General features: G+C 71.7%; 20 protein-coding genes. 11 read left to right on the top strand and 9 right to left on the bottom strand.

Going from position 1 to position 21,346, the window contains the following annotated elements; translation table 11 throughout:
• Nucleotides 1-181 precede the first annotated feature (181 nt).
• The 3 genes from LY12_RS22625 to LY12_RS22615 all read right to left on the bottom strand — a co-directional run bounded on the left by LY12_RS22625 (nucleotide 182) and on the right by LY12_RS22615 (nucleotide 2,739).
• Entirely contained in the window at nucleotides 182-895 is a 714-nt protein-coding gene (locus LY12_RS22625; RefSeq protein ID WP_301303113.1) for an amino acid ABC transporter ATP-binding protein, read from the bottom strand.
• A gap of 77 nt (nucleotides 896-972) precedes the next feature.
• On the bottom strand, nucleotides 973-1,782 hold the full coding sequence (locus LY12_RS22620; RefSeq protein WP_253859476.1) for an amino acid ABC transporter permease: 810 nt from the start codon (nucleotides 1,780-1,782) through the stop codon (nucleotides 973-975).
• An 81-nt stretch (nucleotides 1,783-1,863) separates the two neighbouring features.
• Nucleotides 1,864-2,739 carry an ABC transporter substrate-binding protein gene (locus LY12_RS22615; protein ID WP_253859475.1) on the bottom strand — a complete coding sequence of 292 codons (876 nt, stop codon included), beginning with the start codon at nucleotides 2,737-2,739 and terminating at the stop codon, nucleotides 1,864-1,866.
• Nucleotides 2,740-3,016: 277 nt separating this feature from the next.
• Here LY12_RS22615 and LY12_RS22610 point away from each other — a divergent pair, with 277 nt between their 5' ends.
• From LY12_RS22610 to LY12_RS22590, 5 genes are all read left to right on the top strand, one after another.
• Complete coding sequence (locus tag LY12_RS22610; RefSeq protein WP_253859474.1) at nucleotides 3,017-3,589, top strand: biotin transporter BioY; 573 nt, start codon at nucleotides 3,017-3,019, stop codon at nucleotides 3,587-3,589.
• Nucleotides 3,586-4,944, top strand: a complete 1,359-nt coding sequence (locus LY12_RS26175) for an AMP-binding protein (RefSeq protein WP_253859473.1) — start codon at nucleotides 3,586-3,588, stop codon at nucleotides 4,942-4,944. The genes LY12_RS22610 and LY12_RS26175 overlap by 4 nt, the downstream gene beginning before the upstream one ends.
• Complete coding sequence (locus LY12_RS22600) at nucleotides 4,941-6,068, top strand: thiolase family protein (RefSeq protein ID WP_253859472.1); 1,128 nt, start codon at nucleotides 4,941-4,943, stop codon at nucleotides 6,066-6,068. The genes LY12_RS26175 and LY12_RS22600 overlap by 4 nt, the downstream gene beginning before the upstream one ends.
• Nucleotides 6,069-6,125: 57 nt before the next feature.
• Complete coding sequence (locus LY12_RS22595; RefSeq protein WP_253859471.1) at nucleotides 6,126-6,794, top strand: energy-coupling factor ABC transporter ATP-binding protein; 669 nt, start codon at nucleotides 6,126-6,128, stop codon at nucleotides 6,792-6,794.
• Between the two features lie 142 nt (nucleotides 6,795-6,936).
• On the top strand, nucleotides 6,937-7,542 hold the full coding sequence (locus LY12_RS22590; protein WP_253859470.1) for an energy-coupling factor transporter transmembrane component T family protein: 606 nt from the start codon (nucleotides 6,937-6,939) through the stop codon (nucleotides 7,540-7,542).
• A 154-nt stretch (nucleotides 7,543-7,696) separates the two neighbouring features.
• Here the strand turns inward: LY12_RS22590 and LY12_RS22585 are convergent, their stop codons facing one another.
• From LY12_RS22585 to LY12_RS22560, 6 genes are all read right to left on the bottom strand, one after another.
• Nucleotides 7,697-9,328: an FAD-dependent oxidoreductase gene (locus tag LY12_RS22585; protein WP_253859469.1), complete on the bottom strand. Its 1,632-nt coding sequence runs from the start codon at nucleotides 9,326-9,328 to the stop codon at nucleotides 7,697-7,699.
• On the bottom strand, nucleotides 9,325-10,359 hold the full coding sequence (locus LY12_RS22580) for an alcohol dehydrogenase catalytic domain-containing protein (RefSeq protein ID WP_253859468.1): 1,035 nt from the start codon (nucleotides 10,357-10,359) through the stop codon (nucleotides 9,325-9,327). The genes LY12_RS22585 and LY12_RS22580 overlap by 4 nt, the downstream gene beginning before the upstream one ends.
• Nucleotides 10,356-10,637: a YciI family protein gene (locus tag LY12_RS22575; RefSeq protein ID WP_253859467.1), complete on the bottom strand. Its 282-nt coding sequence runs from the start codon at nucleotides 10,635-10,637 to the stop codon at nucleotides 10,356-10,358. Before LY12_RS22575 ends, LY12_RS22580 begins: the two co-directional genes overlap by 4 nt.
• Before the next feature lie 136 nt (nucleotides 10,638-10,773).
• The gene (locus LY12_RS22570) at nucleotides 10,774-11,658 is read right to left on the bottom strand and encodes a LysR family transcriptional regulator (protein ID WP_253859466.1); all 885 of its coding nucleotides are present in this window, start codon (nucleotides 11,656-11,658) and stop codon (nucleotides 10,774-10,776) included.
• Between the two features lie 47 nt (nucleotides 11,659-11,705).
• Nucleotides 11,706-12,422 carry an SDR family oxidoreductase gene (locus LY12_RS22565; protein ID WP_253859465.1) on the bottom strand — a complete coding sequence of 239 codons (717 nt, stop codon included), beginning with the start codon at nucleotides 12,420-12,422 and terminating at the stop codon, nucleotides 11,706-11,708.
• 37 nt (nucleotides 12,423-12,459) lie between these two features.
• The gene (locus LY12_RS22560) at nucleotides 12,460-14,175 is read right to left on the bottom strand and encodes an FAD-dependent oxidoreductase (protein WP_308292159.1); all 1,716 of its coding nucleotides are present in this window, start codon (nucleotides 14,173-14,175) and stop codon (nucleotides 12,460-12,462) included.
• Nucleotides 14,176-14,336: 161 nt separating this feature from the next.
• Between LY12_RS22560 and LY12_RS22555 the strand changes: the two genes are divergently transcribed.
• The 6 genes from LY12_RS22555 to LY12_RS22530 all read left to right on the top strand — a co-directional run bounded on the left by LY12_RS22555 (nucleotide 14,337) and on the right by LY12_RS22530 (nucleotide 21,251).
• Nucleotides 14,337-15,230: a LysR family transcriptional regulator gene (locus LY12_RS22555; protein ID WP_253859464.1), complete on the top strand. Its 894-nt coding sequence runs from the start codon at nucleotides 14,337-14,339 to the stop codon at nucleotides 15,228-15,230.
• Between the two features lie 155 nt (nucleotides 15,231-15,385).
• Nucleotides 15,386-16,753 (top strand): MFS transporter, encoded by a 1,368-nt coding sequence (locus LY12_RS22550; protein ID WP_253859463.1) that lies wholly within the window; start codon nucleotides 15,386-15,388, stop codon nucleotides 16,751-16,753.
• Complete coding sequence (locus tag LY12_RS22545) at nucleotides 16,750-17,829, top strand: Gfo/Idh/MocA family protein (RefSeq protein WP_253859462.1); 1,080 nt, start codon at nucleotides 16,750-16,752, stop codon at nucleotides 17,827-17,829. Before LY12_RS22550 ends, LY12_RS22545 begins: the two co-directional genes overlap by 4 nt.
• Nucleotides 17,826-18,668: a TIM barrel protein gene (locus LY12_RS22540; RefSeq protein WP_253859461.1), complete on the top strand. Its 843-nt coding sequence runs from the start codon at nucleotides 17,826-17,828 to the stop codon at nucleotides 18,666-18,668. The genes LY12_RS22545 and LY12_RS22540 overlap by 4 nt, the downstream gene beginning before the upstream one ends.
• Nucleotides 18,665-19,540 carry a shikimate dehydrogenase gene (locus LY12_RS22535; RefSeq protein ID WP_253859460.1) on the top strand — a complete coding sequence of 292 codons (876 nt, stop codon included), beginning with the start codon at nucleotides 18,665-18,667 and terminating at the stop codon, nucleotides 19,538-19,540. Before LY12_RS22540 ends, LY12_RS22535 begins: the two co-directional genes overlap by 4 nt.
• Entirely contained in the window at nucleotides 19,527-21,251 is a 1,725-nt protein-coding gene (locus tag LY12_RS22530; RefSeq protein ID WP_253859459.1) for an FAD-dependent oxidoreductase, read from the top strand. The genes LY12_RS22535 and LY12_RS22530 overlap by 14 nt, the downstream gene beginning before the upstream one ends.
• Nucleotides 21,252-21,346: the final 95 nt, after the last annotated feature.

The raw sequence follows: 21,346 nt of genomic DNA, 5'->3' as shown, positions 1-21,346 counted from the left end.
CACCAGGTACCGGCGCGACCGCGCAGAGCGACAACTTACCGCGCAACGACGCGAAACATCACCTGTTTCAGCGATCTCGGAACCTCGCCCTGTCACGAGCGAAATGCCCCCAAGGGCAACTTGGTCGCACTCAACGCAACCAAGGTGCCCTTGGGGGCATCAGACCTCACCCGGTCAGGTGTCAGTCGGTTTCGGAGGCGTGCACCGGGTTGAGGACGCGGCTGAGGAACGTCTTGGTGCGGTCCTCGGCCGGGTCGGCGATGACCTTTGCAGGCGGGCCGGACTCGACGATCACGCCGCCGTCCATGAACAGCACCTTGTCGGCGACCTCGCGCGCGAACTGCATCTCGTGCGTGACCACGAGCATCGTCATGCCCTCGTCGGCGAGCTGGCGCATCACCCCGAGCACGTCGCCGACCAGCTCGGGATCGAGCGCCGAGGTCGGTTCGTCGAACAGCATCACCGCCGGCTGCATCGACAGCGCCCGCGCGATCGCCACGCGCTGCTGCTGCCCGCCGGAGAGCTGCTCGGGCATCGCACCGGCCTTCTCGGCGAGGCCCACCTTCTGGAGGTTCTCGCGCGCGATCCGCTCGGCCTCGCCTGCATCACGTTTGAGCACCTTGCGCTGCGCGACCGTCAGGTTGTCCAGCACCGACAGGTGGCCGAACAGGTTGAACGCCTGGAAGACCATGCCGATGGAACGCCGAGCCCGGTCGATGTCGACGTCCGGGTCCGTCAGCTCGAAGCCGTTGACGACGACGCTGCCGGCGTTGGGCTCCTCCAGAACGTTCACGCAACGCAGCAGCGTCGACTTACCCGAACCCGAAGGACCGATGATGCAGACGACCTCGCCGCGCTCGACGCGCATGTCGATGCCTTTGAGCACCTCGAGCATGCCGAACGCCTTGTTCAGGCCGGTGATCTCGACGATCGGCCCGCCACTCGCGGCCTGCGCGTCACCCGTGTCGGCGCTCACGCCGTCACCTCCAGTCCTTCGTCGCGCTTACGGCCCGCGCGGCGTTCGAGGTACCGCGACAGGTAGCCGAGCGGCACCGTGATCAGCAGATAGCAGAGGCCGGCCAGCAGGATCGGCGACATCGAGTTGGTCGCGTTCATGCCCTCCCTGCCGAACTTCGCCAGTTCGTACTCCGTGCCGAGCAGGCCGAGCAGGTAGATCAGTGACGAGTCCTTCGTCAGCAGGATCAGCTCGTTGGTCAGCGGCGGCAGGATGATCCGGAACGCCTGCGGGATGACGACCGTGAACGTGGCGCGCGACTGCGACATGCCGAGCGAACGTGCCGCCTCGACCTGCCCCTTCGGCACGGCCTGGATGCCCGCGCGCAGCGTCTCGGCGATGTAGGCCGACCCGACGAGGCCGAGCGCGATCGCGGCCGTCGAGTAGGTGTCGAACTGGATCTGGAACGCCAGCGGCACACCGAACCCGAGCGCGATGAACACCAGCAACGCCGGTACGCCGCGGAAGAACTCGATGTACACGGTGGCGATCCACCGGTAGGGCGCGACCGACGACAGCTTCATCAGCGCCAGCACGAGCCCCACGGCCAGCCCGAGCGCGAAGCCGAGGCCGGTGTAGATGATCGTGTTGACCAGCGCCGTGGTGATGACACCCGGGAATTGGGTGCTCATCGCCTCCAGATTGAAGAACGCGTTGCCGAGCTGTTCCCAGTTGGCGAAGAACGCCACGGCCGCGACGGCCAGTACGAGAATCGCGTACTGCACGCCACGGAAAGCCTGCGCCCGCTTGCGCGGCGACATCGGCATGGACCGACTCCTCACACGTTGCCCATCGCAAGGAGCCGACCCCACGACGGAGGCCGGCTCCCCGGGGAACGATAGTTGTGCCTACTTGCCGCTCTCGTCCGAGCCCTCGCCGCCGTCTTCCTTGGGCGGGGCCTCGCCGAACCACTTCTCGTAGATCTTGTCGTAGCGGCCGTCCTGCTTGGCGGCGTCGAGCACCTCGTCGATCTTCGCCTTGAGCGCGCCGTTGCCGTCGGCGACGGCGATGCCGTACTGCTCGCCGGTGTCGAACTCGGTGCTGACCTCGAGGGCGTCCTTCGTCTTCGTGGCGTACAGCAGCACGGAGTTGTCGTTGATGCCCGCCGCGACGGCGCCGTTCTGCACGCCCTGCTGCAGCAGTTCGAGGTCCTCGTACTGCCGGGTCTGGTAGCCGTGCTTGTCCTTGTTCTCGTTGCCGTACTCCTCGCCGGTGGTGCCCTGCTGCACGCCGAGCACCTTGCCGTCGAGGTCGTCGAGCCCGTCGACCTTCGAACCGGACTTGACGAGCAGCGCCTGGTCGGCGTCGAAGTAGCCCTTCGAGAAGTCCATGACGCGGTCGCGATCCTCCGTGATCGTGATCGCGGCGGCGGCGAGGTCGCAGTCGCCCGCCTCGAACACCTGACCCGTCTCGATACCTTCGAAGCTCGTGTCCACGAGTTTCTGCTTCACGCCGAGGTCCTCGGCGACCAGGTCGACGAGGTCGACGTCGAAGCCGACGGTCTCGCCGCCGTCGCGGAACTGGAACGGCTCGTAGGGCAGGTGGGTGCAGACGGTCAACTGACCGTCGTTGATCAACTCCACCTTGTCGCCTGCCTGGGTATCACCGGCGGTGTTGACCTCCTCGGCGCAGCCGGCCGCGGTAGCGGCCAGAGCCAGCACGGGAAGCACAGCGAGCGAACGGAGTTTACGCTGCGTGGGTTTACGCCAGGGGTTACGCACCACGGTCTTCACTCCTAGTAATGAGCACTGGTCGGTTAGGGAATAGTGCCACTCCATGTGGGTATTTGGCACTAGCAGGGTCGTTACATAGCGGTTTCGATACCGGTCACGTCGTCGTTGCGGGCTCGACACCGCCACCGACTACCCCGCGTGTCCTGCACTCAGTACCCCGTGTCCTGCGCCCGCCCCGTACCGGTGCTCTGTGTCCGACCGGCGTCCGGTGTCCGCGAGTGACCTACGTCTACCGCCACGCGGCCCGCGGCGGCGTTACCTTGCCACCATGCCCGCACCACGCGTTTCGCTGCCCGCCGCCGACCTGGCACGCATCGTCGTCTTCGCCGCGTTCATCGCCGTGCTCGGAATCTTCCCCGGCATCTACTTCGGCGCCTCCGGCGTGCCCGTGGTGATCCAGAACGCCGGTCCACTGCTCGCGGGCGTACTGCTCGGCGCGCGCCGGGGCACCGCGGCCGTCGTCCTGTTCCTCGCGCTCACCGCCATCGGCCTGCCGTTGCTGTCCGGCGGGCGCGGCGGATTGGCGCCGTTCGTGGGCCCCAGCGGCGGGTTCCTGTTCGGCTGGATCCTCTCCGCGCTCGTCGCGGGGCTCATCGTCAGCCGCGCGGCCAAGCCCAACCTGCCCGTCATCGGACTCGCCACGCTCGCGGGCCTGCTCGCCGACTACCTGATCGGCATCCCGTTCCTCGGCGCCTACATCGGCGACCTCGGCGCGGCCGCGGTCCAGTCGCTCGTGTTCGTGCCCGGTGACCTCGGCAAGGTGGCGGCGACGGCGCTGATCGCGGCCGTCGTCCACCGCGCTCTGCCGGGCACGCTGCCCCGGACGGCCAGCTCCCGGTGAGGCTCACGGCCCACGTTCCCGCCACGGCTCACGTCGCCGCGCGCATCCTCGCGGAACGCGGCGTGGGGTTCGGCACCCGCGTCGCCGTGGAGGGTACCGGCGACGTGCTGTCGTGGCTGCTCGGGGCCGACCTGCTCGGCGCCGCGACGCTCGTGCTCGAACCGACGTGGCCTGCCGCCGACCGCGCGGCCGTCCTCGCCGACGCCGCCCCGGCACTGATCGTCGACGGCAGTCCCGAACCCGGCGATCACCTTGATCCCGTTGCTCCCGACGACCGCGACGACAGTGACAGCGACGGGGACGGCGACCCGTACTTCTACCTGCCGACCACCTCCGGCAGCACGGGAACGCCCAAGGTCGGCCTGCGCACGCGTTCCTCCTGGATCCGCAGCTTCGAGGCGCTCGGTCCCGTCGAAGGGCCCGTGCTCGTGGCTGGTCCGCTCAGCGCGTCGCTGTTCCTGTTCGGCGCGTTGCACGCCGTGTGGTGCGGCGCCGAGCTGCGCCGCCGCGACCACTGGCGCCCCGCCGACGCGCGCGAGGCCGCCACCGTGCACCTCGTGCCCGCGATGCTCGCCGAGCTCGTCGCGGACGCCGAGCGCAGGCCTGGACCGTCGGCGCTGCGCACCGTCGTGTGCGGCGGCGCCCACCTCGGCGACGCGCTGCGCGAACGGTTCGCCCGCGCGCTGCCCGAGGCCCGCCTCGTCGAGTACTACGGCTCGGCGGAACTGTCCCTGATCGCGATCCGCCGCGACGGCGAACTCCGCCCCGTCGACGGCGTCGAGCTCGACGTGTCCGGCGACGTGCTGTGGGTGCGGTCGCCACTGGCCTTCAGCGGCTATCTGCGCAGCGGCGCCCTGGAACCCGCGGCCGAGTGGCTCAGCAACGGCGACCACGTGCGGCTCACCGAGACCGGCGGGCTGGTCGTCCACGGACGCGGATCGGCCGTCGTCGCCAGCGGCGGCACACAGGTGCCCGCCGAACCCGTCGAGGAGGTGCTGCGTACCGTCGCGGGTGTGGACGACGCGCTGGTCACGGGCACCCCGCACCCGCGGCTCGGCCTGCTCGTCACCGCGATCGTGCAGGCCCCGCAGCCACCGGCTCCGGCCGCGCTACGCGCCGCCGTGCGCAACGCCCTCCGCCCCGAGCTGCGGCCGCGGCGGTGGCTGTGGACCACGTCGCTGCCGCGTACGGCCTCCGGCAAGCCGGCCCGGAGCGTCGCGGAACAGCAACTGCGGGACGGCACCTGCGACGCCGTCCCACTGACGGCCCAGGACGCCGCTCCTGATGCAGCACCGGCAGGCACGGCGCCAACGGACCCAGGCGTACCGGGCACGACCACGGGGACCGAACCGTGACCGAGCCGGTCGTGATCGCCGCGCGGCGCACGCCCATCGGCCGCGACGGCGGCGGTCTCCGCGACTACACCGTCGACGAGCTCGCCGCGCCAGTGCTGCGGTCGGTGATCGACGATGCGAGCCTCGACCGGGCCGGCAGCGGGGTCGACGGAGTCGACGACGTCGTGCTCGGCAACGTGTTCGGCCCCGGCGGCAACCCGGCGCGGGTGGCTGCGCTACGGGCGGGGCTGGGCATCGGCGTTCCCGGGGTGACGGTCGATCGGCAGTGCGCCAGCGGACTCGCCGCCATCACGCAGGCGGCCGCGGCCGTGCGCGCGGGCGAGGGCGAGGCCTACCTGGCCGGTGGTGTCGAAAGCGCGTCGACCGCACCGCAGCGCGCGTGGCCCACCGACCCGCCGACGCCGTACTCGCGCGCACCGTTCGCACCGGCCGAGCTCGGCGACCCCGACATGGGGCCCGCCGCCGACCTCGTCGCGGCCGAGGCAGGGATCTCCCGCCGGCGGCAGGACGCTTTCGCCGCGCGCAGCCACGCCCGCGCGGTCGCCGCACGCGGCGAAGGCCGGTTGGACCGGGAACTCGTACCCGTCGGCGGTCTCACTGCCGACGAACGTCCCCGCTCCGGATTCACGGTCGAACGCCTCGCGCGATTCCGACCCGCTTTCACCGATGCCGGCACGGCGACGGCGGCCAACTCGTGCGGGGTCAACGACGGTGCCGCTGCGGTACTCGTGGTGAGTGAGCGCGTGCGTGCGCGACTCGGCGTTCCGGGGCTGCGGCTCGTGGCGTCGGCGACCAGAGCCGGCGACCCCGCTCGCCTCGGTCTGGGTGCGGTGCCTGCGATGCGGGAGGTCCTGCGCCGCGGGGTGCCGGACGTCGTCGAATTCAACGAGGCGTTCGCCGGGCAGGCGCTGGCCTGTCTCGACGCGGCAGGCATCGACGAGGAGACGGCGAGCCCGGACGGCGGCGCCATCGCACTGGGACACCCGTGGGGAGCGTCGGGCGCGGTGCTCGTGGTGCGATTGTTCTCGCGGCTCGTGTGCCAGGGGCTGGGCTCGACGGGACTGGCGGCGTTGTCCGCGGGAGGCGGAATCGGAGTGGCGACGATGTGGACGGTCGTACGGTGATGTGGACGAATGGCGCGGTGATGTGGACGGGTGCGCCGTGATGTGGACGGGTGCGCGGTGATCGAGTTCGAGGGCGTCGGCCACACCTACGACACGAATCCCGTAGTGTCCGATGTGGACATGAAACTCGACGAGCGACGGGTCGCGTTCGTGGGCGCCAACGGGTCCGGCAAGTCGACGGTCGCGCGGATGATCAACGGCCTCGTCGTGCCGACCCGCGGCCGGGTGCGCGTCGACGGCCTCGACACCGCGACGGAGGGGCGCAAGGTACGCAAACACGTCGGGTTCGTGTTCACCAACCCGGATTCGCAGATCGTCATGCCCACCGCGGGCGAGGACGTCGCGTTCTCGTTGCGCGGCAGCGGGTTGTCCAAAAAGGATCGTGCTGCCAGGGCGGCCGAGGTACTCGCCGAGTACGACCTCGACCCGGAACACCCCGCGCACCAGCTCTCCGGCGGACAGAAACAGCTCCTCGCGCTGTGCTCCATGCTCGTGCTCGACCCCGACGTGCTGGTCTGCGACGAGCCGACGACACTGCTCGACCTGCGCAACAAGCGCCGGTTCATCGACCTCCTGGCGCAGCTGCGGCAACAGGTCGTGCTCGTGACCCACGACCTCGACCTGCTCGACGGTTTCGAGCGCGTCCTCGTGTTCGACGAAGGCCGCGTGGTCGCCGACGACGAACCGGCCACAGCGGTCCGCTACTACCGGGGCCTGGTGTCATGACGAGGTCGGCACAGTCCATGATCAAGGGAACATTCCGGGCCCCCGCCCGCCGGCCCGACCACCACCCCTCGTCGGCACGCTGGCGCGTGGCGGTGTTTTCGGCCCCGAAGGTGCCCTTCGGGGCACTCACGAGGTGGTCGGCGTGACACCGCTGGGGCTGTACGAACCGGGCGGGAGCGTCCTGCACCGTGCGCCGGCCGGACCGAAACTGCTCGCCGTGGTCGCACTGGCCGCGGCGGTGGTCGTACTCGACTCGCCGTGGTGGCTGGGCGGACTGCTGACGGCGGTACTGGCCGGCTACGTCGTGGCGCGGGTGCCGCGGCGACGGTGGTGGCCGCTGGTGCGGACGCTGGTGATCGTGTCGATCGTGGTGTTCGCGGTGCAGTGGTGGCTGCTCGGCGCGATGACCGCGGCGACCGTCTGCCTGCGGCTCGTCACGGCGTTGGCGGCGGCGAGCCTGTTCACCCTGACGACCCGTGTCGACGACGTGGTGTCCACTGTGGAACGCGCCGTGGGGCCGCTGCAACGATTCGGGGTGCGGCCGGAGATGGTGGGGCTGCTCGTGGGGCTGACGGTGCAGGCGATCGCCACCCTGTCCGGCATCGCGGGGGAGGTACGCGCCGCGGCGAAGGCACGCGGTGCCGACCGCAGCCCGACGGCGTTCGTCGTGCCGTTCCTCGTCCGCACCCTGCGGCACGCCGACCAGCTCGGCGAAGCCCTCGCCGCTCGCGGCACCGGCGACCGCTGAGTCGTGGATTCAGGCGTTTCCCGATCCGAACCGTTCTGACTGCAGAACACGCGCGAGGACGCTGCCGCGCGTCAGCGCGTCGCTGTGGGGTGGTGGCCGGGCGACGGGCGGGAGCAGGACACGCGCAGGGAAACCGCCGCGGGTCGGGCGACACTCAGCCAGCGACCTCGGAAGCGGGTCGATCCGCGGACGGGTTCAGATCCAGGCTCAACCGGGCACCCGCTCGATAAGCTCGGACCACAGCCGAGCCGAGAGTTGCACCGCCTCCTGGATAGGCGTCCTTGAACAGCGTGGCCGCACAGTTGCCCGCCGCGAACAGCCCGTCCATGATCACGCCGTCGTGGTCGAGCACCCGCCCGTCGCGGTCCGTGGCCAGGCCACCCGCCGTTCCGAGAACGCCGGCGTGCACCGGAACCGCGTAGAACGGTGGAACCTCCAGCGGCGCCAGACACGGATTCGGTGTCACCGCCGGATCTCCGAGGTGTCGGTCCTGCTGGCTCGCGCCCCGGCCGAACTGCGGATCCTCACCGTCGCGCGCGTGCTCGTTGAACGAAGCGACCGTGTCCAGCAGGCCGTCGGGGTCGACGCCGATCGTCCTGGCCAGCGACGCGAGGTCGGCGGACCGGCTGATCCACGGCTCCGAGTCCGGCGGCGAACCGGCGACCGGATAACGCTCGGCGTAGGTGCGGTCGAAGACCAGGAACGCCGGGGCGTTGGCGTGCCGTCCGGTGGCGGGGTCGACGGTTCCGAACGCGCGGTTCAGGTCGTGATAGTTCGTCGCCTCGTTGACGAACCGGCGGCCCGCGGCGTTCACGGTGATCGAACCGGGCATCGTCATCTCGACGTTGCCCATCCGGCCCGAGGGCATGCCGTCGTAGACGGCCGAGGGCGGTGCGATCACCGGGACGCCCCACACGCTGGTCATCTCGGCGACCGCCGCGCCAGCGGCCAGCCCGAGGTGCAGTCCGTCGCCGGTGTTCGACGGGGCGCTGATCGGGGTCACCGGGAACGGCAGGTACGCCTGCCGCAGAGCCGGGGACCACTCGAAACCGCCGGATGCCAGCGTTACCGCCCCGGCGGTAACGCGCGTCGAGCCGACCGTGAGCGCCCAGCCGTCGCCGGTCCGCTCAAGCTCGCTGACCGGGCTGCCCGCGACCAGGTCGACGCCGCGCTCGATCGCCGCGACGACGAGTCGTCCGACGAGCGCGCCGCCCATGGTCCGCACCCTCTCGGCGCGGCGCCGTTCGAGCAACCCGGGATCCGGTGCGCGCCCGGCGAGCCCGTCCCGCTCGGACATGCTGATGAGCGGGAGGTAGGTCGGCGGCCGCAACAGATCGGAAAGCCCGGACCACGGCCGCGGATCGAACGGATCCTGGTCGAGACCGCGACCGCGGGCCGCTCCCGCCCACTCCGGGTGGTAGTCCGGCCGGGCGAGCGGCCGCATCCGCACCCCGTAGCCGCACAGGGCGCGGACCGCCTCGGGAGCAGTGCGGACGTAGCTGTCGATCTCGTCGTCGCTCATCCGGCCGTCGCTGCCCGCGGCCAGGTAGGCCCGTGCGTCGGCGGGCGAATCGGTGAACCCGGCATCGGCCATGAGGTGGTTCCCCGGAGCCCAGATCACCCCGCCGCCGACCGCCGACGTGCCACCGAGCCGCTCGTCCTTCTCGGCGACCAGCACCGACAGACCCGCGGTGGCTGCGCCGAGCGCCGCTGTCAGGCCTGCCGCCCCGCTCCCGGCGACGACGACGTCATAGTGGCTCCGCGGCTGTTCCACGAGCACGCTCATACCGTCACCTCCGCATGCCGGGTCGCCCCGACTGCCGACTCCGCAGTGGCACCGACGAGGTCGATCGCGACCTTGCCGACCAAGCCGTCGGCGTCGCGCAGCAGCGTGAACGCCTCGTCGATCCGGTCCAACGGGATCCGGTGGGTGACGAGCGCGATCGTCGCGGCCGGATGGGCGGCGAGCAGGTCCAGGGCGTCGCCCATTCGGCGTTGGCTGTTGCGGCTGCCGAGCAGGTCGACGTCCTTCACCGGGAGGGTGCGCATCGACAGTGTCACCGGCTGATCGGAGATGCCGACCAGCACCACGCGACCTGCGGTGGCCACCGCGTCGAGCGCGGTGCCGAAGGCTGCGGGGGAACCGCTGGCCTCGATCACCAGGGTCGGTTCGGAGCCGAGCGGCTCGCCGGCCGTCGCGGTGTGCCCGGCGCCGAACCGGCGTGCGAACTCGGCGCGGTCGGGGTCGACGTCGAGACACGTCACGTCGACGCCCAACGACGACAGGTGCAACGTCGTGAGCAGCCCGATCGGGCCGCAGCCCAGCACCAGCGCCCGCTCGCCGGCCTCGGGGCGCCCGCGCAGGACCGCCTGCATGGCGATGCTGGCCGGTTCGGCGAGCGCGGCGAGCCCCGTCGGCAGCGCGTCGGGAATCCGGTGCAGGTCGGTGGCAGGCACCGCGATCAGGTCGGCGAGTCCGCCGTCCTCGTAGCAGCCGAGGCAGGACGACGACCGGCATGCGTTGATCCGCCCGATGCGACAGGCGTGGCAGTCGCCGCACCAGCGCATCGGCGACACCACCACCCGGTCACCCACGGCAACCCCGGATGCGGGCGGTGCCGACTCGACGACGCCCGCGATCTCGTGGCCCTGCACGATCGGCAGTTCGGTGGCGTAGTCGTCCTCCCAGATGTGCAGGTCGGTCCCGCACAGCGTGACCGTGTGGACCCGTACCAGCGCCTCGCCCGGTCCCGGAACCGGCGGCGGGACGTCGTCGAGGACCACGTGTTCACGCCGCAGCGTGCGTGCGATCCTCATGCCAGGCCTCCGAAGAAGATCGACCACTCGCGAATCGTGCGGTCACCGATCAGGCCCTCGACGCGGAACGGGTCGGCGTCGAGCACTCCGGCGATCTCCTCGGGGGACCCGCCCTCGAGGACGAGCAGCGCACCAGCGCCGCCGTCGATCGGCCCGGACACCCGCAGCCTGCCACTCTCGTACAGCCCGGCGAGGAAATCCTTGTGCGCGGGCCGGTGGGTGTCGCGTTCGGTGTCCGAGTCCTGCGCGTAGGTGTAGGTCACGGCATAGGTCGCCATGTCTCGTCCCCTGTCCTCGTCGATGAACCCGCCGTAGCGGGCCGGGTCGCGACGTCGCCACCCGAAACCAGGCTGGGGTGCGAACGCTAAGCGTGTCCAATACATGGTTCGGCAGAGATTAAGTGCAGAATTGGCACTATCGCGGACCCGGGAGCACCGACCCGGCCACGTCGAGCAGCGCCCGCACCGCCGCCGTCGTCCGGTCCGGGTCCCACACCAACGCGCTGTGCAGCTCCGGAGCCGGATCCTCCAGCGGCATCCAGATAGCGTCGGCAGGCATGATCGGCCGCACACAGGTCGGGGCGAGCGAGACCCCGAGGCCGGCCGCGACCAGCGACAGCACGACGTAGGGATCCTTGACCTCCTGCGCGACCCTGGGCCGGAACCCCGCCGCGTGGCACGCGGTGAGGATCACCGAGCGCAGCGCCGACTGGCCGGGCATCAGCACCCAGTCCTCGTCGGCGAGGTCACTCATCCGAACGCGTTCCTGCCCGGCGAGCCGGTGATCGGTTGGCAGCGCAGCACCGAGCTCCTCGACAGTGATCACCCTCGCCGGCAGCTCACCGGGAGCGGGCAGGCCGACAAAAGCGACGTCGAGCGAGCCCTGCTCGATCAGGTCGACGGCATCCTCGGTGGTCACCCGGTCGACGAGCTGCAGCGCCACGTGCGGGTGCCTCGTGCGGAGCGCGCGCGTCAGCGGCGGCAGCGTCAGGTGGTTCAGCGCCCCGGAGAAGCCGAGCCGGACCCGACCGTAAACCTCGTCGGTGCCGGCACTGGTCGCGCGCATCGCCAGGTCGACCTCGCCGAGGATCCGGCGGGCGTGGGGAAGGAACGCGTGCCCGGCCGAGGTGAGGGTGACCGCCCGCGTGGTCCGTTCGAACAGCGGCGTGCCGACGTCCTTCTCCAGCTTCTTGATCGTCTGGCTGAGCGGCGACTGCGCCAGGTGCAGTCGCTGGGCGGCCCGCCCGAAGTGGAGCTCCTCAGCCACGGCCAGAAAAGCCTCGATCCACCTGATCTCCACGCGTCCACTCCGTCCCGTCGCGGCGCGTGCCTTCGCGGCACGTTCCCTCAGTAACTCGCCCGGCCGCCGCTCGCATCGAAGACGGCCCCGGTCGAGAACCCGACACGGTCCGAACACAGCCAGGCGACCAGCTCGGCGATCTCTTCCGACCGCCCCATCCTGCCCATCGGAGTCAGGTCCCGGGAACGGGCAAGCACCGCCGGATCGGTCCGGGCGTTCATCGGAGTGGCGACGGCGGCCGGCGCGACGGCGTTGACCAGAACACCGGTGGTGGCGAGCTCCTTACCCAACGACTTGGTCAGTCCGATCACCGCGGCCTTGGACGACGAATAGGCGCTCTGGCCGGGATTGCCCTCCTTGGCCGCGATGCTGGCCATGGTCACGATCCGGCCCCACCCGGCGGCCACCATCCCCGGCACGACCGCGCGGCACAGCAGGAAGGTGCCGTCCACATTGATCCGGTACACCTCGCGCCACTCGTCGAGGTCCAGTTCGGACAGTGGCTCGGCGGGGCCGACGATCCCGGCCGAGTGCACCAGGATTCCGAACGGACCTCGCGCGGCGACGAGTGCGGCGACCGCGTCCGGGTCGGTCACGTCGAGCTTCTCGTCGGCGCCGGCCGCGAGGTCCGCGGTGACGACGTCGACCCCGTCGGCGCGCAGGCGGGCGGCAGCGGCGGCACCGATCCCGCTCGCACCGCCGGTGACCAGCGCGGTCGGCGGCGTCGGCAGAGTCCGCCGCGTCGGTGCAGTCGACTGGGTCATCGGGCACCGCCCGAGAGTCCGGGCCGGGCGGGCGAGTTCATTCCGCCACCGCCGCGGGGATGCCGGCCAGATCGCGGGCGGCGATCCACCCGAACGTCATGGCGGGGCCGAGGTTGATCCCGCCTGCCGGGTAGTGCCCGCCCATCACGCTCGCCTGGTCACAACCGGCCGCGTACAGCCCGGGCACCGGCTCACCCTCGGCATCGAGGACGCGCGAACGTGCATCGGTGCCGAGCCCGGCGAACGTGCCGAAGCTGCCGGGAACGACCCGCACCGCGTAGAAGGGGCCCTGCTCCAGCGGCGCCAGCGACGGGTTCGGACTGCCACCCGCGGGGTCTCCGCCGGAGCGGTTGAACGGGGTGGAGCCGCGGCCGAACGCAGGGTCCTCACCCCGGCGGGCCGCCTCGTTGAAGGCGGTCACGGTGGACTCGAGACCGGCAGGGTCGATACCGCAGGCGCGTGCCAGCTCGGCGAGCGTTCGCCCCCGCTTCAGGTAGCCGCTGCGCAGATAGGGCCACAGCGGCACCGGCCGCGGTTTCGCCATGCCGAGCGGATACCTGCGGACGAACCGGGTGTCGGCGATCTGCCAGGCCTCGGCCTGCTCACCGGCCGGGGTCGCGGCGATCATGGCGGAGACGTAGTCGTGGTAGCCGTTCGCCTCGTTGACGAAGCGCTTCCCGCTGCGCAGCACGCCGATGCTACCGGGCTTCGCCCGGTCCATGATGTGCGGGAAGACGCCGGTCCGGCCATTGCGGTACGGCACCAGCGAGACCGGGCACCAGGCCGCGGGGGAGGCCAGGTCGGTGCGCAGCCGCCCGCCCACGGACTCGCCGAGGCTGATCCCGGCGCCGTCGGCGGTCGACGGGGCCAGGGTGTGGTGCTCGGCACCGGTCGGGAAGTGCGCCCCGCGCCGGGCCCGGTCGTGCGGGAATCCGCCCGCGGCCAGAACGACGCCGCGGGACGCGGTGACCCGGCCGTACCGCGTCTCGACCCCGATGACCCGGTCGCCGTCGCGCAGCAGGCCGGTGACCGGAGTACCGGTCCCGATCGTGACGCCGAGATCGAGTGCCGAGCGCAGCAGCCGCCCGACCAGTGCGGTGCCGTTGACCAGCTGCTGGCCGCGCCGGTGCAGGGCCAGGTCGGCGATGTGCCGGGCGACCCGTCGTGTGGCATGCGCCAGGCCGCGGACGTCGCCGCGGGAGGCGCCGAGGAATCCGGCCAGGTCGGGACCGGCCATGATCCCCATCCCGAGGAACGAGGTCTCGTAGAGCTGACGGCGCAGCAGCGCGGCCACGTCGGGTCCGAGTCGGCGCAGGTCGGCGGGGTCCGGGCCGACCGACCGGTGCCCGGTCCCTGCGCCGGGCAGGTCGCCGTAGATGTCGCAGATCCGGGCGCCGGGGGTGAAGGTCAGCGCGGTGTTCTCGTGGAAGAACCGCACCATCCGAGGCGCTGCGTCGAGGAATGCGTCGGCCCGACCCGCGTCGAGGTCGTCGCCGAGCGCGGCGGCCAGGTAGTCGCGGAACGCGGCGGGGTCCTCGTCGACGCCGTCGGCCCGGGCCAGCGGGTTTCCCGGCGTCCACATCCAGCCACCGGACCAGGCGGTCGCGCCGCCGCAGACCTCGTCGCGTTCCAGCACCGTCACCCGCAGACCGCGGTGGGCGGCGGTGACGGCGGCCGACAGGCCGCCTGCGCCCGCGCCGACCACGACGACGTCGGCGGCCGGTGAGCCGGGTTCGGTTCTCGGAACGGTCACGGCGCTGGTCCTCCCTCGGACGGGTCGTCGCGCGGCCACTCTGCGCCGGACGCGCTCAGACTATGTAAGAATTGATTTGTAATGTGCCAATTAATAAGTCTATTTCATGACTATATTACGAAGCGGGGACACGCAAGCCCCGCCGATCGGCAGGAGGTGCCGTGGAGATCCGCTGGCTGGAGGCATTCGTCGCGGTCGCCGAGGAACTGCACTTCGGACGCGCCGCCGAACGTCTCGGCATGGCCCAATCCCCGCTGAGCCAGACGGTGCGCCGACTGGAGCGCGAGCTCGACACCACGCTGTTCGATCGCAGCACCCGCAGCGTGGCACTGACGCCTGCCGGACTGGCACTACTGCCACACGTCCGCCGGGCATTCGGAGAGCTGGAGCTGGGCACGGAGGCGACTCGGGCCACCGACGGCCTGGTGCACGGCACCGTCGCGATCGGGTTCTCCGGCGCACTGAACCACCACACGCTCTCGCCGCTCACCCGCGCCGTGCGGCACCGCTACCCCAACGTGACGATGGTGCTGACGGGACGGGTGATGACCGGCGACGGCGTCGTGCAGGTCGAGCGGGGCGACCTGGACATCGCCTTCGTCGGGCTGCCGATCGACCCGTCACCGCTGTCGACCCGACTGGTCGCGCGTGAGCCACTGGGGGCGGTACTGCCGGTAGACCACCGGCTGGCCGAGGAGAAGGAGATCGACCTCGCGGAACTGGCCGCCGAGCCGTTCGTCGCTACGCCGGTCTCGGCCGGGTCGGCGTTGCAGCGGCTCACGGTCGAAGCCTGTTCGCGGGCCGATTTCCGGCCGGAGGTCGTGCAGGAGAGCACCGACCCGTTCCTGATCCTCACCCTGGTGTCGGCAGGGGTGGGCGTGGCGCTGATGGCGTCGAGCATCGCTGCGATCGTGCCGCCCGGTGCCGTGTACGTGCCGCTGCGTGACGAGCCGACCTACATGGAGCACGCCATCGCGTGGCGAGCCGACAACCCGTCGCTCGTGCTGAGCACGGTGTTGGAGGTCGCCGAGGAGGTTCTGCCCTCACCCGAATGACGTGGTCGGCATTATGTGGTGTGATTACATGGTTTCAGTAGAACCAAGTATTGGACGGTGCAGAGTCGCACTGTCAAGCTCCTGTGCACCGGCTCCGCGCCGACCGTCCGGCCACCGCGGAGCACCGTCGACGACGCCGGTTCGAAAGGAGCGCCATGTCCGCCACGGCATCGGCCCCGCAGCTCGGGAACACCGAAGGGGTGTCCCCGAGCGCCGCAGAGGGTTCCCGGAACGCACCACGGAAGGCGGCGTTGTCCGGCTTCCTCGGCAGCGCACTCGAGTACTACGACTTCTTCATCTACGGCGCCGCCGCGGCGCTCGTGTTCGGCACCGTCTTCTTCCCCGATGCCGGCGCGACCGGAGTATTGCTGTCCATCGGAACCCTCGGTGTCGCCTACGTCGCCCGGCCCCTCGGCGCGATCCTGTTCGGACACCTCGGTGACAGGTTCGGTCGGCGCAACTCGCTGATGGCGACGCTGCTGCTGATGGGTGTCTCGACCTTCCTCATCGGATGCCTGCCCAGCTACGACAGCATTGGCATCGGCGCACCGATCCTGCTCGTCGCCCTCCGGCTGTTCCAAGGCCTCTCGGCCGGTGGCGAGTCGCCAGGGGCCAGCTCGCTCACGATGGAACACGCGCCGGAGCACCGGCGCTCGTTCTACTCCAGCTTCGTCATGAGCGGAATCATGTTCGGGATCGTGCTCTCCAGCCTGGTCTTCATCCCGATCGCGTCGCTGCCCGAGGAGGAACTGCTGGCGTGGGGTTGGCGGGTCCCGTTCTGGCTCAGCATCGTGGTCACCGCGATTGCGTACCTGCTGCGCCGCTCGCTGCAGGAACCCGAAGTGTTCGCCGACGTCAAGGAGTCCGACGACACTGCGAAGGCCCCGATCGTCGAGTTGTTCCGCAGCCACCCGCTCGCCGTACTGCGGATCGCGGTCTGCGCCTTGTTCACCATGGTCAACACCATCGTCAACGTGTTCGCACTGGCCTTCGCCACCAACGTCGCCGGGGTCGCCCGGCCCACCATGCTGGCGGTGATCACGGTCGCCAACGCCGTCGCCGTCTGCAGCCAACCGCTCTACGGCCTGCTCGCCGACCGGGTTGGACGTAAGCCGGTGTTCGTCGTCGGCCTCGCCGGGGTCGCAGTCATGGTGCCCGTGTTCTTCCACGCCATCGGAACCGGCGACGTGGCCTGGATCTACATCTCCGCCGTGATCCTCATCGGCGGCTGCTACGCGGCGCCGAACGGTGTCTACCCGGCCTACTTCCCCGAGCAGTTCTCGGCGAAGGTGCGCTACAGCGGCGTGGCGATCGGCCTGATGGTGGGCCTGCTCGCGGCGGGCTTCACTCCGACCCTCGCCTCGCTGATCACCCAGGCCGACCCGTCGAACTGGGTGCCGGTCGCCTGGCTCTGCGGCGGATTCGTCGTCGCTGCGGCCCTCGCGGCGCTGACCGGTCCGGAGACCCACCGGACGCCCACCGCCGAGCTCGGCGCGCCGCGTACCACCGGGTCCGGCCGGTGACCCCGCCACTGCGGGCGGCGGTGATCGGCTGCGGGAACGTCGCAGCCAACCACGCCGCCGCCTACGCCGAGCTTCCCGATGTCGAACTGGTCGGCTGCGCCGACGTCGACCCCGAGCGGGCCGCCGCCTTCGCCGGCCGGTACGGCGCGGCCCCTGCGAGGCCCGACGAGATCCTGGACAGCGAGCTCGACCTGGTCAGCGTCTGCACCCCACACCCCACCCACGAGGCCGTCGTCACCGCGGCCGCCTCCCGCGGGCTGCACATACTGTGCGAGAAGCCGATCGCGACCGATCTCGCCGCTGCCGGCCGGATGGTCCGGGCCTGCGACGACGCGGGCGTCACACTCGGCGTGCTGTTCCAGCGCCGGTTCTGGCCTGCCGCACAACGGATCCGCCGGGCGGTCGACGACGGCACCCTGGGCCGGCCCGTCCTCGGCGACGTCGCCGTGCTGCTGCACCGCGACAGCACGTACTACAACGCCGACCCGTGGCGCGGCACCTGGGCGACCGACGGCGGCGGGGTGCTCATGACCCAGGCCGTGCACCAGCTCGACCTGCTGCAGTGGTACATGGGCGACCCGGTCGAGGTCTCCGCCGCACACGCCACGTTCGCGCACGGCGACGCGATCGAGGTCGAGGACACCGCGGTCGCGACCGTCCGATTCGCAGGCGGCGGCCTCGCGACCGTCTCGGCCTCGACCGCACTGACCCCGGGGCTCGGCTGCCGGGTTCGCGTGACCGGTGCGACGGGCGCCACCGCCGGCCTGTCCGAATACCCCGAGGGCACCGAGGCCCGCCTCGACGTCTGGGCGGTGCCCGGCGCAGCCGAGGGCGGCTCTCCCTTCGGGCACGGCCTCACCGCGGACGTCGAGCTCTCCCGGATCAACGGTGCGCTCGCCCCGTTCCACGCACTGCAGGTCGCCGACTTCGTCGAAGCCGTCCGGGACGGCCGCGACCCCGCCGTGACCGGGCGGGAGGCCACCCGGTCGCTGGCGATGCTCACCGCGCTCTACGCCTCGGCCGCCTCCGGCCGTCCGGAACCGGTCCCGACCGTGAAGGAGGAGATCACCGCATGACCCCGATCGGGCTCGCCCACCTCACACTGCTCCGGCTCAGCCCGCCGGACCTGGTCACGGTCGCCGCCGCGGCCGGGTACGACTTCGTCGGCGTCCGGGTGCGGGCCGTGACGGCGGGGGAGCACCAGTACCCGATGGAGCCCGGCTCGCCGATGTCGGCCGAGACGCTGCGCCGGCTCGACGACACCGGGCTCGAGGTCCGCGACGTCGAGTTCCTCACCGTCGGCCCGGACACCGGACCCGCCGACTGGAAACCGGCATTGGACGCCGGCGCCGCGCTCGGCGCCCGGACCTTCAGCGTCGTCGGCACCGACCCGGACCGCGGACGGCTCACCGACACCCTCGCCGCCCTGGCCGCCGACGCCGGCCCGCTCGGCATCCAGCCGACCCTGGAACCGATCAGCTACCAGCCGGTCGCCACCATCACCGACGCGGCGGAGATCGCCACCGCTGCCGGGATCGCGGTGCTCGTCGACGCCCTGCACGTGCAACGCGGCGGCAGCACCATCGACGACGTCCGCGCCCTTGACCCGGCGCTGGTGCCGTGCCTGCAGCTGTGCGACGGGCCGCTGCAGGCACCCGAGCACCTCGACCTGCCTGCCGAGCTGCCGCTCGGGATGACCGCGGACGGCTCGGTACTGCAGATCGAGGCACGCGCCCGCCGGCGCGCGGTGGGCGCGGGCGAACTGCCGTTGGCCGGTCTCGTCGACGCGGCACCGCCCGGCGTCCCGCTCAGCGTCGAGGTCCCGGACGCGCACCTGCAGGCCCGCGCCTCGGATCTGGAGGTGGCCCGGCACCAGCTCGCCGCCGCCCGCACGCTGATCGGTGGTGCCCGATGACCGGAACCGCCCCCGCCGCCGTCCGTCACCGGATCGCGCTGGTCGGCGCCGGCATCGGGGCGTCACTGTCCCCGGCCCTGCACGAGCGGGAAGCCACCGCGCTCGGCCTGGACTACCGCTACACACTGCTCGACCTGAACCAGCTTCCCGCCGGGTGGACACTGCGCGACGCCTCCGGGGCGACCGGGTTCAACGTCACCCACCCGGTCAAGCAGACCGTGCTCGACCAGCTCGACGCGCTGTCCCCCGAGGCCCGCGACCTCGGTGCCGTCAACACCGTCACCGTCGACGACGGCCGGCTGACCGGGCACAACACCGACCACTCCGGGTTCGTCGCCGGGCTGCGGCACGGGCTGTCCGGCGCGCCGCTCGGCCGGGTGCTGGTGATCGGAGCAGGCGGGGCCGGATCGGCGGTGGCCTACGCGCTGGCCCGCTCCGGTAGCCGGGTCGAGGTCGTCGACGCCGACCCGGAACGCGCCGCCGACCTGGCCGGCCGGTTGACCGCCGCCCTGCCCGATGCGCAGATCACCGGGGGGCCGGTCGCCGGAGTGCCGGCTGCGACCTCGAAGGCGGACGGGATCGTCAACGCCACCCCGATCGGCATGACCGGACACGACGGCATTCCGCTCGACCCGGCCGAACTCGCGACGCGCCATTGGGTCGCCGACGTCGTCTACCGGCCGCTGGAGACCGCGCTGCTGAGCGCCGCCCGCGCCCGCGGCTGCCGAGTACTCGACGGCGGGGCGATGCTCGTGGCCCAGGCCGCCGACTCGATCACCCTGCTGACCGGGTCCACACCGGACCCGGACCGGATGCGGCGCCACCTCGCCACGCTCGTGAGCGGACAGGAGGGTACCGATGGCCGAGCGTGAGGCCTGGGACCACGAGACCGACCTCGTGGTGGTCGGCACCGGAGCCGCGGGGCTCGGCGCCGCCGTCGTCGCGGCCGCCGAGGGTCTGTCGGTGGTGGTCCTGGAGAAGACCGAATGGCTCGGCGGGACGACGGCCTACTCGGCAGGCACGTGCTGGGCCCCCGGCCACCGGCACCAGGCGGAGCCTGCGGCCGATCGGGACGCCGCCGCCGGGTACCTGGACGCGCTGATCGGCGATCGCGCAGACCCCGCGCTGCGCCGCGCCTACCTCGACCACGCGCCGGCCGCGATCGACCACCTCGAACGGCTCGGTGTCGGCTTCTGGCACTCGAAGACCGTCGTCGACTACCACCCCGAGATCCCCGGCTCCGGGGTCGGCCGGGCCCTGGAGCCGCAGACCTTCGACGGCCGCAGGCTCGGCCGTGACGGCTTCTCCCGGATCCGCAGGCCCGTACCGGAGTTCGCCCTGTTCGGCGGCACCATGATGGTGCGCCGCCCCGAGGTCAACGAGCTGCTCACGCTGCTCGACGGGTCGCCCCGAGCCGTGCCGACGGCCCTGCGACTCGGGGTCACGTGGGCCCGCGACCGGGTGGCCGGATATCCGCGCGGCACCCGGCTCGCGATGGGCAACGCCCTGGTCGCGAACCTGTGGCACCAACTCCGCCGCCGGTCAGGGCAGGTGTGGTTCCTCAGCCCGGCCACCGAACTCGTCACCGGCGACGACGGCCGGGTGACCGGCGTCGTCGCGTCGAGGGAGGGACGGCCGGTGCGGATCGCCGCCCGCCGCGGGGTCGTCCTCGCTGCCGGGGGCTTCCCATCGGGTACCGAGCTGCGGGCCGAGCATCTGCCGCGGCCGACAGCGCAGTTCACCCGCGCCGCGGACAGCGCCACCGGCGACACCCTCGCGTTGGCCCGGGCCGCCGGTGCCGCGGTCGGGGAGCCACGCGACGACAACGCCATGTGGTTCCCGAGCTCGATCGGGCGCCGCCGCGACGGCTCGACCGCGGTCTTCCCGCACATCTGGGACCGCGCCAAACCCGGGATCGTCGCGGTGAACGCGGCAGGCCGCCGGTTCGTCGACGAGTCGGTCTCCTACCACCGCTTCACCCGCGCGATGTACGACTCGAACAAGGACGTCCCGACGATCCCCGCGTGGCTCGTGCTCGACTCGCGCACCCTGCACCGCTACGGGATCGGGATGGTCCGGCCTCACCTGCCCGCCGCGCTGCGGCGCCGGTACGAGACCAGCGGCTACCTGCACACCGCGCCGACGGTCGCCGACCTGGCCGCGTCGATCGGAGTCGACCCGGAAGGACTGGAACGCACCGTCGCAGCGGCCGGGCGGGCTGCCCGCAGTGGGGTCGACGAGGAGTTCGGCAAGGGGGAGAGCCCGTTCGGCCACCAGTACGGCGACGCCAGCAACACGCCGAACCCGAACCTGGGCGCGATCGAAGTGGCGCCGTTTCACGCGATCGCGGTGGTGCCGACACCACTCGCGACCACGCTCGGGGTCAGGACCGACGCAAGTGCGCGGGCTCTCGACAGTGACGGTGTTCCGGTGCCCGGGCTCTACGCGTGCGGCGGCGACGCACACTCGGTCACCGCGTCGGAGTACCCCGGCGCCGGGTGCCAGGTCGGGGCCGGACTCACCTTCGGCTACCTGGCGGCACGTGACGCGGCGGGTGTCGGGGCCGTGCCGACCCGAGTCTGAACGCAGAACACGGGCGACAACGCAGTGGCCGTCAGCGCGTCATGTGGTGGCGGTCGGACGACGGGCAGGTGCAGGACACGCGGTGCCGCCGAGAC

Source organism: Prauserella alba (assembly GCF_024171735.1).
GTDB classification, from domain to species: domain Bacteria; phylum Actinomycetota; class Actinomycetes; order Mycobacteriales; family Pseudonocardiaceae; genus Prauserella; species Prauserella alba.
This window is presented reverse-complemented; position numbering and strand designations above follow the sequence as displayed.